This is a genomic window from Pontibacter vulgaris (assembly GCF_022758145.1).
GTDB lineage: Bacteria > Bacteroidota > Bacteroidia > Cytophagales > Hymenobacteraceae > Pontibacter > Pontibacter vulgaris.
The window spans coordinates 420,466-434,947 of record NZ_JAJVDH010000004.1; the positions used below are offsets into that span (position 1 = coordinate 420,466).

The following is a 14,482-nucleotide window of genomic DNA, read 5'->3' on the forward strand; positions in this document are numbered from 1 at the left end:
AAAAAATGGATAACAGATATAAAGCGAAGTTAGGCATATCTATCGGCGACACAAATGGCATTGGCCCTGAGGTTGTCGTGAAAACGTTGTCAGACCAACGCATACTTAATTTCTGCACTCCGGTTATTTACGCCAGTGCAGGTATACTTAACCGCGTACGCAAAGCATTAAGTGCCGAGCATTTTCATTACCAGCAGGTAGAATCTGCCAGGGCACTTGTGCCTAAAAAAATAAACCTGATTACATGCTGCGCTGAAGAAATTGAAGGCGAACCAGGCAAACCGACACCTGCCTCCGGCAAAGCTTCTTTAGACTCGCTGATGGCAGCCTGCGCCGATTTAAAAGCCGGTTTACTGGATGGTTTGGTAACAGCACCCATCGATAAAGACAATATTCAGAACGAGGAGTTTCGCTTTCCGGGCCATACCGAGTTTCTGACCTCATACTTTGATGCAGCAGATAGCCTGATGCTGCTGGTAAGCGGCGACCTGCGTGTAGCTACCGTTACCGGCCACATTCCGGTTAAAGATGTTTCTGACAAACTTTCTTTCGACCTGCTTATCCGCAAGATCACAATTCTGCAGGAGTCGCTTCGCAAGGATTTTGGCATACTAAAGCCACGCATTGCTGTACTGGGCCTCAACCCGCACGCAGGCGAAAAAGGCTTATTAGGCACCGAAGAAATAGAAATAATCCGCCCGGCTATTATGCATCTTAAAGAGCGTGGCCATTTGGTTTTCGGTCCCTTCCCGGCCGACGGTTTCTTTGGGATGCGCCAGTACCAGCAGGTAGATGCGGTGGTATCAATGTATCACGATCAGGGCCTTATTCCTTTTAAAACGCTTGCATTTGAGAACGGTGTAAACTTTACGGCAGGTTTGCCAATAGTGCGCACCTCCCCTGACCACGGTACAGCTTACGATATTGCAGCCAGGCACATAGCCGATGAAACCTCTTTCCGTGAAGCCTTGTTCCTGGCATGCGACGTCATAAAAAAACGTGCGGCAGAACAAATGCCTGCTGTTTAAATAGACAGGGTATTTTATTTGTCAGAATAATATTCTAATTTTGCATCTTGCAATAAAAAAACGGTAGTGAAGAAGCTTAGAGACTATGAAATCGGTATTGCCAAACTCAGCAATAAAAAGCACGAGTATGAGTTTGACATGGATGATTCATTTTTCGCTTTGTTTGAGCAGGAGATTATTTTAGGAGGGAAACTACTGGCTAAGGTAGAGCTGGATAAAACAGAGTCTTTACTTACCTTGCATTTTGATATTAAAGGAAACGTTCGCCTAACCTGCGACAGAAGCCTGGAAGAATTTGATCATCCGGTTGATGTACAGGAAGTTTTCAGGATCAAATATGGCCCTGAAACCATGGAACTGGACGAAGACCTGTGGCAGATCACAAGTGAAACGCAGACTATTAATGTAGCGCAACACCTGTATGATTTCATAGTTTTGTCGCTGCCGATAAAAAAACTTCATCCCCGTTTTTTAGAGGAGATGGAAGACGATGAGAATAATGAAGAAGGCATCTTTGTTTACTCTTCCAGCAGTACAGAACAGGCCGAAGATGGTGATGAAGGAGATGACGACGAAGATAACGATCCTCGTTGGGATGCTCTTAAAAACCTTAATTAAGTAGTTTCAGAAGTATAAAAATAAAACAGCAAGTAAATAATTAACTAAAAATGGCACATCCTAAACGTAAGATTTCGAAGACCAGAAGAGATAAGAGAAGAACTCATCAAAAACTTTCTGAGAAAGCCATTGCGATTTGCCCTACTACAGACACTCCGCACCTGTTCCACCACGCATATGTTGTAGAAGGTGACCTGTATCACAAAGGCAAACTGGCAATCAAAAATTATACAACTAACGCCCAGTAAGCTCAGCCTACGCTAAGTCTTAGTTTGGTATAGTTTAACATCATCCGTTACATGAGGATCGCCTTAGACGCTATGGGCGGCGATTTTGCACCTGAAGCAACTGTTAAAGGTGCTATATTAGCCGCTGAGCAGCTTACTAATGATAATGAAATCCTGCTTATTGGCAAGGAAGACATCATCACCGCTCTGCTTCAAGAATATGGGTATACAGGGTCAGCAATAAAGGTAGTAAACGCCACTCAGGTTATCGAGATGGGCGAACACCCTACCAAAGCATTAACCCAAAAACCTGACTCCAGTATTTCAGTAGGCTACGGCATGCTGAAAGCACAAAAAGCCGATGCATTTTGCAGTGCCGGAAATACCGGCGCTATGCTGGTTGGGGCCATGTTCAGCGTTAAAGCTATTGAAGGCATTTTAAGACCATCTATAGCCGGGCTGGTACCAAAACTCACAGGAGGCTATGGCCTTATACTTGATGTTGGTGCCAATGCCGATTGTAAGCCGGAAGTACTTGAACAATTTGGCGAGCTTGGCTCTATTTATGCCAAATACGTGCTCGAGATTGATAATCCGAAAGTAGGCCTCATGAACCTTGGGGAAGAGGAAGGCAAAGGCACTGTGGTAACACAGGCAGCCCACCAGCGTCTCAAGGCAAACCAGAACATCAACTTTATCGGCAATATAGAAGGTCGCGACCTTTTCAACGATAAAGCAGATGTGATTGTATGTGATGGCTACACAGGTAATATTATCCTGAAACTGGCGGAGTCGATTTACGACATTCTCAACGAGAAAAACATGCATGACCCTTTCTTCGATAAATTTAATTACGAAGCAGAAGGCGGCAGCCCGATTTTGGGTATCAATGGAAATGCTGTAATCGGCCATGGTGTATCAAGCCCATTAGCGATCTGCAACATGGTGTTGCAGGCTCAGAAAATGGCTGCATCTACTATCTCTGAGCGCTTTAAAAAACACTATAGCGTATAGTCTGGCTTTTAGCCTGAAAAAGTATATCTTGGCATAATTTGTACCGGTAACTCTTTTTAGAGCACTTGTACAGATTATGCCAAGTTTTTTTTATTAACTTGCCTCGCTTAAACTATAACACAAAGACTTTTTTTGCCATGAGTAAAATTACTGCCGCTATAACAGGTGTAGGTGGCTACGTACCGGAATACGTGCTTACAAACCAAGAACTTGAAACATTTGTTGAGACCAATGATGAATGGATCATGTCTCGAACGGGTATCAAGGAAAGGCATATTTTAAAAGGCGAAGGTCTGGGCACCTCTTATATTGGCGTTAAAGCAGTTGAAGAACTACTAAAGAAAACAAACACAAAGCCAGAAGAAATTGAATTGCTTATTTGTGCTACTACAACGCCTGATATGCAGTTTCCGGCAACTGCCAACTTAATTACTGCTGAAGTAGGTGCCGTTAATGCTTTTGGTTACGACTTACAAGCTGCCTGCTCTGGTTTCATGTTTGCACTTGCTACGGGAGCCAAGTTTATTGAATCAGGTAAGTATAAGAAAGTAGTAGTTGTAGGTGCTGATAAAATGTCATCTATCATTAACTATGAAGACCGTGCAACCTGTATCATTTTCGGAGATGGCGGTGGTGCGGTTTTGCTGGAGCCAAACACAGAAGGCTTAGGATTGCAGGACGAAATACTGAAATCTGACGGAACGGGTGCTCAGTTCCTGCACCAGAAAGCAGGTGGTAGCCGTAAACCAGCTTCTATAGAAACAGTGCAGGCAAAAGAGCATTTTGTTTACCAGGAAGGCCAGGCTGTATTTAAATTTGCTGTTAAAGGCATGGCGGATGTGGCTGCAGAGGTAATGGAGCGTAACAACCTGACCGCCGAAGATATTGCATGGCTGGTACCACACCAGGCTAACAAACGCATTATAGAGGCTACAGCCAACCGTTGCGGCGTAAGCAGCGATAAAGTAATGCTGAACATCCAAAAGTATGGTAACACAACAAACGGTACTATTCCGCTTTGCCTGTGGGAGTATGAGAACCAGCTTAAAAAAGGTGATAACCTAATCATTGCTGCCTTTGGTGGTGGCTTTACCTGGGGTGCCGTTTACCTGAAGTGGGCTTACGATCCTAAATAGATTTTAAAGTATAAAAGCGGCCTGAGCCGCTTTTATACTTTAAGGCCCCTTGCTTTATCAATAAGTCTAGCCAAAGAGCAAGTAAGAAGCACAAACTTAAGGTTGCAACATTAGTCTGGTTATTTAAAGGTGCATAGCAAAGAGCGGAATGACCAAACCTAAATATAAGCCTTATGCATGCATAACAACTTGAGACAAAAGCAATAAAAGTTCGGGCAAAGACCAGCTTTTTCACGACTATTTCGGCATTATAGCTAACTTTGTTTGCAGAACAGACTTTTGCGCTATACTTTTATTGTTTCATTAAAGTACACACGATTCAGAACATACTATGGCAACCACAGCTGATATTAAAAACGGCGTTGTGATTGAGTACAACAACGACCTTTACCAGGTAATCGAATTCCAGCACGTAAAGCCAGGCAAAGGTCCGGCCTTCGTAAGAACAAAGCTTAAGAATATCAAAACCGGTAAAGTATTGGATAATACCTTTTCTGCCGGTCACAAGATAACTACTGCCCGTGTAGAGCAGCGCCCGCATCAGTTTATTTACAAAGACGACCTGGGTTACAACTTCATGGATATGAATACCTTTGAGCAGGTTGCCCTTGAAGAGAAAATGGTACCGTTTGCCGACCTAATGAAAGAAGGCCAGGAAGTAACTATACTTTACCACGCTGAAACAGAAACGCCGCTAACCTGCGAGATCCCTCCTTTTGTAGAACTTACCATTACATATACAGAGCCAGGCCTTAAAGGAGATACAGCTACGAACGCTTCTAAACCAGCTATTGTAGAAACAGGGGCCACTATACAGGTGCCATTGTTTATCGGACAAGACGAAAAAATTAAAGTAGATACCCGTACTTATTCTTACGCAGAGAGAGTAAAATAACACATGAAAGCTAAAGAAATCCAGGATCTGATCGACTTCATCGCCAAATCTGGCCTGAACAAAGTAAACATCGAAACAGAAGAGTTTAAAATATCGGTTAAGCGCGACCCAGACCAGCAGATTACCTATGTAAAAGAGTCTGGTGCTGTAGCACCGGCTGCTGCTCCTGCTCCTGTTGCAGCCCCTCAGGCAGCTCCAGCCGCGGCACCTGCACCAGTTGCTGCTGCCCCTGCCGCTTCTGAAGAAAGCCGCTATGTAGCCATCAAAGCTCCGATGATCGGTACGTTCTACCGTGCATCAAGCCCGGAAGCCCCTATTTTTGTTAACGTAGGCGACGAGGTAAAAAAAGGCCAGGTAATTTGCATTATCGAAGCCATGAAACTATTCAACGAAATTGAATCTGAAGTATCAGGTAAGATCGTGAAAGTGTTGGTAGACAATGCTTCGCCTGTTGAGTATGATCAGCCATTGTTCCTGGTAGATCCTAGCTAATACATTGATTTGAAAATTTGAAAATGTGAAGATTTGAAAATGGAGACGGCAATTACCTTCTCCATTTTTATATCATTTTCACTTTACATCTCTACATTTCCAAATCTACAAATCTTCTAATCTGACATTATGTTTAAGAAAATACTTATTGCCAACCGTGGCGAAATTGCCCTGCGCATTATCCGCACCTGTAAAGAAATGGGTATCAAAACGGTAGCTGTTTATTCTACAGCAGATAAAGAAAGCTTACACGTACGTTTTGCAGATGAGGCTGTTTGTATCGGCCCGCCTACAAGTGCGCAATCATACCTTAACATACCAAACCTGATCGCAGCTGCCGAAATTACCAATGCAGATGCTATTCACCCGGGTTATGGTTTCTTATCTGAGAATGCCGAGTTTTCACGCATCTGTGCTGAAAACAACATCAAGTTTATTGGTGCATCACCTGAGATGATTAACTCTATGGGTGATAAGGCATCAGCTAAAGCAACAATGCAAAAAGCTGGCGTGCCAACTATACCTGGTTCCGAAGGCCTGTTGCAGTCTTTGGAAGAAGGCATAAAGCTGGCAGGCAAGATGAAGTACCCGGTTATTATTAAAGCAACTGCCGGTGGTGGTGGCCGTGGTATGCGTATCATTAAAAATGAGTCTGAGTTTGAGAAAGCCTGGAACGATGCCCGCACCGAAGCGAAAGCTGCTTTTGGCAACGATGGCTTGTACCTGGAGAAATTCATTGAGGAGCCCCGCCACATCGAGATTCAGTTGATCGGTGACCAATATGGTAACGTAGCGCACCTTTCTGAGCGTGACTGCTCTATACAGCGCCGCCACCAGAAACTGGTAGAAGAAACGCCATCTCCGTTTATTACCGATGAACTGCGTGAGAAAATGGGTAACGCTGCTGTTGCAGGCGCGAAAGCCATTAGCTACGAAGGAGTTGGTACTATCGAGTTCCTGGTTGATAAAAACCGTGACTTCTACTTTATGGAGATGAACACCCGTATTCAGGTGGAGCACCCAATTACTGAAGAAGTTATTGATTACGACCTTATCAAGGAGCAGATTAAAGTAGCGGCTGGTGAGAAAATATCCGGCAAAAACTACTATCCTAAGATGCACGCGATTGAGTGCCGTATCAATGCTGAAGATCCTAAAAACAACTTCCGTCCTAGCCCGGGCAAGATCACTACCCTGCACATGCCGGGCGGCCACGGAGTTCGCATCGATTCGCACGTTTACTCTGGCTATACTATCCCGTCTAACTATGACTCCATGATCGCTAAACTGATCGTGAGCGCACAGACACGTGAAGAAGCTTTGGTAAAAATGAAGCGTGCCCTGAGCGAGTTTGTAATAGAAGGCGTTAAAACTACAGTTCCTTTCCATTTAAAGCTGATGGATGATCCTGGCTTTAAAGAAGGTAACTTTACTACCGCCTATTTAGAAAATTTTGACTTCGGTGCGCTTTAATTTTCGCCTGAAAGTATAAATTGTAAGCCCGGCCCAGAAGCCGGGCTTTTTCATTGCTCCGTACCAACCATAAACTTATCTCTTAAATGCGAAAGCTGCTGTTAAAAACGGGTTTATACTTTATACTTACCGCTCTCCTTTTTAGCTGTACCTCACAGCTGATTGTAGAAACTACAAAACCACCGGTAGTTACGGTGTTGCCCGAACAATGGAAAGTGGTGGTATTGAATAACTTTGACGCAAAACTACTTTCTACCAAAAAAGACAGTAAAGTAGAGACTTACCGGCAGGGTGCTCTGGCAGCTTTTGACGGCGTAGTAAATGCTGTAATTGATGATTCTACTTTTGTATTAGTACATGCTGATAGCGCTTTCAGGGGCTCTGCTTCTACTTCGTGGAATGTGCTGAACCGTGAGCAAATTCTACAGTTATATAAAGCGCATCCTTATCATTTGCTGGTGGTTCTGGATAATTTTGAAACATTTTTTGAGCAGGAAATAGAAAGAAGCGACGAGGGCAACAAAACAGCCCATTATACTTTAAATACGCATACAGGCTGGACACTTTACGACAGCACCGGCATCGCACTGGACCAGGTTATACTTACTAATAACACGTTGTATAACTCAAGGAGCGTGATCAGCGGTTTACTGGCTGTTGGCCCATCGCTTACCAATGCTACACCAACAATTGAAAGCCTGGCCTATGAAACCGGCCAGAGTTACTGGCAACGTTTTTACCCGCAGCGCACTTATTATTCGCGCATTGTGTATGCGCCACAGGCTTTTGTAGATGGCGTTACATACATGCACCAACAGAACTGGGATAAGGCAATTGCTGTTTTTAAACCTTTTACCTCTAATAAAAACAGGAGACTGGCTGGTAAAGCAGCCTATAATTTAGCAATTATATATGAAGCACTAGGTAATGTAACCGAAGCGAAGAAATGGGCCGATGAAGCAGCTGAGCGTAAAAATCCAATGGCCCCGTACCTGGTACAACACTTGAAGCAAAAGCCTTAAATTTTTGTATAGGAATTCATCTTTAATCGACTCTAAAACAGAAAGGCTGACCTTCTCAGGTCAGCCTTTCTGTTTTAGAGTTTATACTTGGTTAAGCTTTCGCTGTCTTTTCCTCTTCCTCCATTAAATGCGTCAGCTCATTATACCAGCCTTCGCCATACTTTCTAATAAGCGGTTCTTTCAGGAATTGGTAAACCCTTACACCTGACTCCTGCCCAAAATTACAGGCAGCTGCGCAAATGCTCCAGCGGTCATAGTTTAAGGCTTCGAAGTCATCATACTTCGTGATCCGGATTGGATATAAATGGCAGGAAATCGGTTTTTTCCAGTCAATAACGCCGTCATTATAAGCTTCTTCAATGGCGCATTTCAGTATGCCCTTATCATCATACAATGCATACGCACATTCGCGGTTCTCTATAGTTGGCGTAGAATAATCGCCTTCAAAATCTTTAATGTAAAGGCCCTGCTCTTCAATGGCCTGTTTGCCGGCTCCTGTTAAGTATGGCTTTATCTTGTCATAATTCTGGTCAAGTATAGCCAGTTCAGACTCTTCAAGCGGGGCACCTAAATCGCCTTCTACGCAGCAGGCACCTTTGCACTTTTCAAGATTGCAAACAAAAAACTTATCACGGATGTCGTCGCTGATGACGGTATTCTGAAGAACTATCATGCTTTAAATTAAAATAGAAGAGCTAAAATGCAGATTCTAAAACCTGTTTTTCATCCCTGTTTTATGAAAGACAAAGGTAGGTAGAAAATAGTTTAGAAGATGAGATTGTGTTTAGGGTATTCTGTCTGTTAATGGTGAGTAAGTTTGAAATATTTTGAAATATTATGTTCTACTTTCAATTTTGCTGTTTCGCTAAGTCTGACTTGCCAATTGTTTCATAGTTGGCTTTGGTTCGCTCCAAGCCCGCGGGGCTCGTCCTTTGGTATCGCGCTGTGTTCGCTCCTGCCTCCGCTGCGCTACGGCTGCCTTTTCAGGCACCGGATCTCACAAGGCGCTCAACCCAAGGACTGGGATCAGATTCGATAGCAAACGCTGTTACTGCGGAAACCAAGTATAACCTGTAGGGACAGGTCGCAACCTGTCCGCAGGAAAGCATCAACTATGAAACTATAATTATTGCTCTGGTAAAGGCAGAAGTGTCCCCTTGAGGGGACAACAGGGGTGTTGAAATAGTAACAATTAAACTATAATTTTAAAAGAAGCAGCAGCCAAAACTCCCCGCCTTAGACAAGGAGGGGTTGGGGTGGTTGGACTACGGCAACTATGAAACTATCCTTCCAACTATAAGGCATCAACTGAATTCCTCTCCTCAGGGGGGCCAAGGGGTGGGTTTATACTTTACTGAATCAGATCTCTCCTATCGTCGAGATGACAAATTAAGATAAACAGTGCGTTGATAACAAAAAAGGCAGCTGCTTTCGCAACTGCCTTTTCTAAAAATTCTTCGTGCTACTGCTTCTGCGGCGATCCGGCAGCCATCAGGATATTCGTTACATTTTCGTGTTTTGTGTAGTCTATAGCTGCTTTGCCATTTGCATCGCGGAGCTTGGCATCTGCGCCTGCTTGCAGTAGGGCAAGTATAATTTCGAAGTTTGCATCAATTTCACAGGCCAGCATGAGCGGGGTTTTGCCTTCGTTGTTCTGCAGGTTAGGGTTGGCTCCTGCTGCAAGCAAGCGCTCCAGTTCCATAATACCAATGTGCTGCCCTATTGTAGATTGCAGGGCTACTCCTATAGCAGTGTTTCCATCGGCATCTTTAAGGTTTGGGTCAGCACCATGTTTTAGCAGCGAGTCGATCAGCTGAACCTGTTCTAATTCAAAAAGCTCGGACTTAACCTTTGTACCAGAAACCAACAAGTGCAAAGCAGTGCGACCATCCTGATCTTTCGCATTTACATCAGCTTTCTTTTTCAGTAATTGGCTCAGGGTATGCACCCGAACTTCCGGCTCATAAACTACCCCGTTTTCCTCCAGCAATAACGGAATATAAACGGTGTGCATCAGGGGCGTACGCTTCCTGAGGTCAGTGCCAAAATCATCCGGTATTGCAACAGTATTTACATTAGCGCCTGCAGTAATTGCGCGTTTTAACATATCAGGATTACGGGTAATGGCAGCTATCACCAGTTTCTGATCGGGGGTCTGGTTCATATACTTAAGCTGCTCGTAAGCATTTATACTTCCTTTGGAAATGGCAGCACGATATAGCTTTCGGGCTTCATCTAAGTTGGGTTCTCCTAATGTTCCTTCTTCATACAGCAATCCTAAAGTATAAAGCGCTTCACGGTCGCCGGCAGCAACACCTTTCTTCAGCCAGTTTACGGCCTTCTCATTATCTTTCTTTACGCCATCGCCTTCCAGGTACATATTTGCCAGGAAGCAGTAAGAAACGGCATCGCCTTTACTTGCAGCTCTGCTAATGTAGTTAAATGCGAGTTCCTTATCCAGCAGCTCTCCATAACCGGTAAAGTACATACTGCCCAGAATACGATTGCAAAAAGCATCTCCTTCTACAGCCTTTTCCCGGATAACCACAGCGGCTGTGTGCATGTGCTCCAGAAAATTCTGCTTGTCTTCCTGTGTTCTCAAGGTCATTAGTTCTGCTACACCCAGGTGGCCTAACATGCTGTTATTGTCGAGGGCCTGCTCAAAATAAAAATTAGCAGAATCTGTATTGGCAGAAAAGTATTTACCTGAGTTCTGAATCTGTTTTAAGGTATCAATTTGTACAGAATCATACTTCAGTTCACGGTACTGGTGCATGCGGCCCAGAAAATAATAGGCATCAGCATCTCCGGCGGCTGCCGCATCTTTGAATTTACTGTAGGCCTGCTCAAATTTCAGATCGGTATAAAATCCGAGTGCTTCCTGCATGGCCGGCGTGCGCCAGATAAGCTTGCCAGGGGCTTTAGTTTCCGGTTTTGTGTCAGCAGTTATTGCCCCGGTTTGCTTTTTTGTTTTTGCTGTTACTTTTGCCGTTTTCTTGGTAACAGTCTTTTTCTTTTTATGGGTATTGCCAACGGCTTTAGTAGTTTTAGCGCCATTTTTAGCCGGTGTTTTCGTCTGAGCCATACTTACTTCGCTCATCAGGATAAAGGCTAATAAAAGCAACAGGTAGCGTATATCGGGCATACCAGCAAGTATAAATCGGGTGCTTTTAGTATAAGTCAGCTTCTTTTTCAGGTAAGTCATAGGCGGCAAATTAACCATAAACGGCCTTTAAATCAATTAATATCGGCTTTTGGCACATACACTGCATCTTTAAAGGCTAAACAGGTTGCTGGTATAAAACGCTTTACAAGTAATCTGTGTTCATTAACAGAGGCGCTTAGCTTATACTTCAGAGCCATTGCTGTGCCAAAAGTATAACTGCCGTTCAGAATACAGAATTGTATTCGTAAATTGCATAGATTTTAAGACGCACGCGGAAGAGACGAAATGGATTACTTAAACTTACTCAACGAGTCGCAACGCAAGGCCGTGCTCCATACCGAAGGGCCAGCCATGATTATTGCGGGTGCCGGCTCAGGCAAAACAAGAGTACTTACTTACCGGATTGCCAACCTGATCAGCCTGGGGGTAGATCCGTTTAACATACTGGCCCTGACCTTTACAAACAAGGCGGCCAAAGAAATGCGCCATCGTATCGAAAAAGTGATCGGCAACGAGGCCAAAAATATCTGGATGGGTACGTTCCACTCGGTTTTCTCGCGCATACTTCGTGCTGAAGCCGATAAGATTGGTTATCCGAAAAGCTTTACCATTTACGATACAGACGACTCCAAAACGCTCATTCGCAATATTGTGAAAGAGATGAACCTGGACGATAAACTGTATAAGCCAAACGTGGTGCTCGGGCGTATTTCATCAGCCAAAAACAAACTGATCTCGCATAAGCAGTACCTCAACGATGCTGTGATTCAGGCAGACGATGAAGCTGCCATGCGCCCTAAAATTGGCAAGATATACGAGCAGTACCAGAACCGTTGCTTCAAGGCCGGCGCCATGGATTTCGATGACCTGCTGTTCCAGACCAACGTGCTTTTCCGCGACCATCCGGATGCACTGAACAAGTACCAGAATATCTTTAAGTTTGTGATGGTGGATGAGTACCAGGATACAAACTACTCGCAATACCTGATCACGCGTAAATTGGCCGCCCAGAACAGAAACATTGTGGTAGTAGGTGATGATGCTCAGTCTATCTATGCTTTCCGTGGTGCCGATATCCAGAACATCCTCAACTTTGAGCGTGATTACCCGGAACTGGAAGTATTTAAACTGGAGCAGAACTACAGATCTACCAAAAACATAGTACACGCCGCTAACTCTGTTATTAAAAATAACCAGGCACAGCTGCGCAAAGATGTTTTCACGGATAACGAAGAAGGTCCGCTGATCGAGGTGATAAAAGCCAACTCCGATAACGAAGAAGGCAAACTGGTGGCAACTACCATTTTCGAAGAGAAAATGAACAACCACCTCTCCTACGACGATTTTGCTATACTTTACCGTACTAACGCGCAGTCGCGTGCTATAGAAGAGGCCCTGCGCCGCATGAATATCAAGTATAAAATTGTTGGTGGCCTATCCTTCTATCAGCGTAAAGAGATTAAAGATCTTATTGCGTACCTGCGGCTGACGGTAAACCCGAATGATGAGCAGGCTTTGCGCCGGGTTATTAACTACCCGAAACGTGGTATTGGCGAAACAACAGAATCGAAGATATTCGTAACTGCCGACGAAACCAACCACAGCGTATGGGAAATAGTGCAGAATGCCGGTCAGTTCCTGGGCAACCGCGTAGGCATGGCTATCGAGAATTTCTCTATACTTATTAAAGACTTCGCCCGCATTGCCGATAACAACGATGCCTTTGAAGTTGCCAAACACGTAGCAAAACACTCAGGCATAGTAGACGACCTTTACCAGGATAAAACGGTGGAAGGCCTTGCCCGCTACGAGAACATACAGGAATTACTGAACGGTATTAAAGAGTATGTCGATGACCCGGAGAAGGAAGATAAAAGCCTTTCGGCGTTTCTGCAGGATATTGCCCTTATTACCGACGCCGATACCAAAGCAGATCTGGATGGTGAATTTGTTACCTTGATGACTATTCACTCTGCAAAAGGACTTGAGTTTAAGAACGTGTTTATAGTTGGCATGGAAGAAAACCTTTTCCCTAGCCAGATGATGCTGAACTCGCGTGCCGACCTGGAAGAAGAACGCCGCCTGTTTTATGTTGCCATCACACGTGCCGAAAAGAAACTATACTTAACCTACGCCACTAGCCGTTACCAGTGGGGCAACCTGAGAGCCTGCGAAAAAAGTCGTTTCCTGGATGAGATAGATCCGAGGTTCCTGAACTTTAAGTATGGCGAGCAGTCTAACGGAGCAAGTGTATTAGACCGGGTATTGCAGCGTAAAACCAGCGTAAGCAATCTTGTAACGCCACCGGCACACAAGCAGGTAGCTACTGCCTATACCCCACCCGCCGACTTTAAAGCCAGCGATACTTCGAACCTGGCAGCAGGTATGAAGGTAGAGCACCCGAAGTTCGGTTTTGGTGTGGTTACAAAAATGGATACGCAGGGCAACAGCACAAAAGCTATCATCAACTTTGATGAAGTGGGCGAAAAAACTTTGCTTTTAAGCTTTGCCAAGCTGCGCATACACAACTAATAAAGTGCTAATTAGAAATAATGAATTAAAAATTAGAAATTGAATCCCTGAGTTGTAAGTATAAAATGCACCTGTTTAAGGCAGCACCTATAACTTCTTGCCTAGAATTCGTAATCATAAATTTAATGAGCGCACTTTGTGCAATATTTATCATTTCTAATTTCTAATTCATAATTTTGAATTTCATAAACCGATATAATGGAAGCTAGTACCACCTTTAAACAGGATTTGCTGCTGCGCGAGTATGGCAGAAATGTGCAGGACCTTGTTAACCATATACTTACCGTACAAGACAGATCTGAGCGCACACGCCTTTCGCAGTTGCTTGTAAACCTGATGGCAAAACTGAACCCCCAGCTGCGCGACACACAGGATTACCAGCAAAAGCTATGGAACCACTTATTTGTGATGTCTGGCTCTAAGCTTGATGTTGATGCTCCTTACCCGCTCAGCGCCATGGAGTACCTCAACGACAAGCCGCAACGCATGGTATACCCACTTGATACGCCTAATTTTAAGCATTACGGCAAAAATGTGGAACTCCTGATTAAGCGTGCTACCGAGCTGGAAGATGAAAAAGAGCGTGAAGCTGCCATTATCTCTATCGGTAAGCTGATGAAAACGCTATACCGTTCTTATAACAAGGATAGCATAACAGATGATGTAATTCTGGGCGATATACGCCATATATCGAAAGGCAAGCTGGACCTGGACAAAAGCATGGTTGAAAGCAATAACCTGTTCGAATCTGTGGGCGGCCGACCGCAACAGCAGGAATACAGCAACCGCCCGCAGCAAAACCGTGGCGACCAAAGAGGTGGCAGCGATCGTCACCGCAAGAATACAAACAGAATTCCCTCTACTAACAGAAATAAGTAA

General features: G+C 44.3%; 13 protein-coding genes. 11 read left to right on the top strand and 2 right to left on the bottom strand.

Features of this window, described 5'->3' with window-relative positions; all coding sequences use genetic code 11:
• Positions 1-5: 5 nt before the first annotated feature.
• The 9 genes from pdxA to LWP20_RS12100 all read left to right on the top strand — a co-directional run bounded on the left by pdxA (position 6) and on the right by LWP20_RS12100 (position 7,905).
• Positions 6-1,028 (top strand): 4-hydroxythreonine-4-phosphate dehydrogenase PdxA, encoded by a 1,023-nt coding sequence (gene pdxA / locus LWP20_RS12060; RefSeq protein ID WP_242928397.1) that lies wholly within the window; start codon positions 6-8, stop codon positions 1,026-1,028.
• 66 nt (positions 1,029-1,094) lie between these two features.
• Entirely contained in the window at positions 1,095-1,646 is a 552-nt protein-coding gene (locus LWP20_RS12065; RefSeq protein WP_242928398.1) for a YceD family protein, read from the top strand.
• Between the two features lie 50 nt (positions 1,647-1,696).
• A complete protein-coding gene (rpmF, locus tag LWP20_RS12070) occupies positions 1,697-1,894 on the top strand; it encodes a 50S ribosomal protein L32 (RefSeq protein ID WP_007658910.1) in 198 nt (65 codons plus the stop codon).
• A gap of 51 nt (positions 1,895-1,945) precedes the next feature.
• Complete coding sequence (gene plsX, locus LWP20_RS12075; protein ID WP_242928399.1) at positions 1,946-2,887, top strand: phosphate acyltransferase PlsX; 942 nt, start codon at positions 1,946-1,948, stop codon at positions 2,885-2,887.
• A 137-nt stretch (positions 2,888-3,024) separates the two neighbouring features.
• Positions 3,025-4,023, top strand: a complete 999-nt coding sequence (locus LWP20_RS12080) for a beta-ketoacyl-ACP synthase III (protein ID WP_242928400.1) — start codon at positions 3,025-3,027, stop codon at positions 4,021-4,023.
• Between the two features lie 331 nt (positions 4,024-4,354).
• A complete protein-coding gene (gene efp, locus LWP20_RS12085) occupies positions 4,355-4,918 on the top strand; it encodes an elongation factor P (RefSeq protein WP_242928401.1) in 564 nt (187 codons plus the stop codon).
• Positions 4,919-4,921: 3 nt separating this feature from the next.
• Positions 4,922-5,410 (top strand): acetyl-CoA carboxylase biotin carboxyl carrier protein, encoded by a 489-nt coding sequence (accB, locus tag LWP20_RS12090; protein ID WP_242928402.1) that lies wholly within the window; start codon positions 4,922-4,924, stop codon positions 5,408-5,410.
• A gap of 129 nt (positions 5,411-5,539) precedes the next feature.
• Positions 5,540-6,883 (top strand): acetyl-CoA carboxylase biotin carboxylase subunit, encoded by a 1,344-nt coding sequence (accC, locus tag LWP20_RS12095; protein WP_242928403.1) that lies wholly within the window; start codon positions 5,540-5,542, stop codon positions 6,881-6,883.
• A gap of 86 nt (positions 6,884-6,969) precedes the next feature.
• On the top strand, positions 6,970-7,905 hold the full coding sequence (locus LWP20_RS12100) for a DUF6340 family protein (RefSeq protein WP_242928404.1): 936 nt from the start codon (positions 6,970-6,972) through the stop codon (positions 7,903-7,905).
• Positions 7,906-7,996: 91 nt separating this feature from the next.
• Here the strand turns inward: LWP20_RS12100 and LWP20_RS12105 are convergent, their stop codons facing one another.
• Together LWP20_RS12105 and LWP20_RS12110 are read right to left on the bottom strand one after the other, a co-directional pair.
• On the bottom strand, positions 7,997-8,578 hold the full coding sequence (locus tag LWP20_RS12105) for a DUF3109 family protein (protein ID WP_242928405.1): 582 nt from the start codon (positions 8,576-8,578) through the stop codon (positions 7,997-7,999).
• A gap of 789 nt (positions 8,579-9,367) precedes the next feature.
• On the bottom strand, positions 9,368-11,110 hold the full coding sequence (locus LWP20_RS12110; RefSeq protein ID WP_242928406.1) for an ankyrin repeat domain-containing protein: 1,743 nt from the start codon (positions 11,108-11,110) through the stop codon (positions 9,368-9,370).
• 246 nt (positions 11,111-11,356) lie between these two features.
• Here LWP20_RS12110 and LWP20_RS12115 point away from each other — a divergent pair, with 246 nt between their 5' ends.
• Both LWP20_RS12115 and LWP20_RS12120 read left to right on the top strand, forming a co-directional pair.
• Positions 11,357-13,603, top strand: a complete 2,247-nt coding sequence (locus tag LWP20_RS12115; protein ID WP_242928407.1) for an ATP-dependent helicase — start codon at positions 11,357-11,359, stop codon at positions 13,601-13,603.
• Positions 13,604-13,801: 198 nt separating this feature from the next.
• Positions 13,802-14,482 carry a DUF4290 domain-containing protein gene (locus LWP20_RS12120; protein ID WP_242928408.1) on the top strand — a complete coding sequence of 227 codons (681 nt, stop codon included), beginning with the start codon at positions 13,802-13,804 and terminating at the stop codon, positions 14,480-14,482.

Coding starts and splice junctions, on each gene's coding strand:
- LWP20_RS12110 (WP_242928406.1), bottom strand. CDS start 11,110: ATGACTTACCTGAAAAAGAAGCTGACTTATACTAAAAGCACCCGATTT.
- LWP20_RS12080 (WP_242928400.1), top strand. CDS start 3,025: ATGAGTAAAATTACTGCCGCTATAACAGGTGTAGGTGGCTACGTACCG.
- accB (WP_242928402.1), top strand. CDS start 4,922: ATGAAAGCTAAAGAAATCCAGGATCTGATCGACTTCATCGCCAAATCT.
- LWP20_RS12120 (WP_242928408.1), top strand. CDS start 13,802: ATGGAAGCTAGTACCACCTTTAAACAGGATTTGCTGCTGCGCGAGTAT.
- accC (WP_242928403.1), top strand. CDS start 5,540: ATGTTTAAGAAAATACTTATTGCCAACCGTGGCGAAATTGCCCTGCGC.
- efp (WP_242928401.1), top strand. CDS start 4,355: ATGGCAACCACAGCTGATATTAAAAACGGCGTTGTGATTGAGTACAAC.
- LWP20_RS12100 (WP_242928404.1), top strand. CDS start 6,970: ATGCGAAAGCTGCTGTTAAAAACGGGTTTATACTTTATACTTACCGCT.
- rpmF (WP_007658910.1), top strand. CDS start 1,697: ATGGCACATCCTAAACGTAAGATTTCGAAGACCAGAAGAGATAAGAGA.
- LWP20_RS12105 (WP_242928405.1), bottom strand. CDS start 8,578: ATGATAGTTCTTCAGAATACCGTCATCAGCGACGACATCCGTGATAAG.
- LWP20_RS12115 (WP_242928407.1), top strand. CDS start 11,357: ATGGATTACTTAAACTTACTCAACGAGTCGCAACGCAAGGCCGTGCTC.
- plsX (WP_242928399.1), top strand. CDS start 1,946: ATGAGGATCGCCTTAGACGCTATGGGCGGCGATTTTGCACCTGAAGCA.
- pdxA (WP_242928397.1), top strand. CDS start 6: ATGGATAACAGATATAAAGCGAAGTTAGGCATATCTATCGGCGACACA.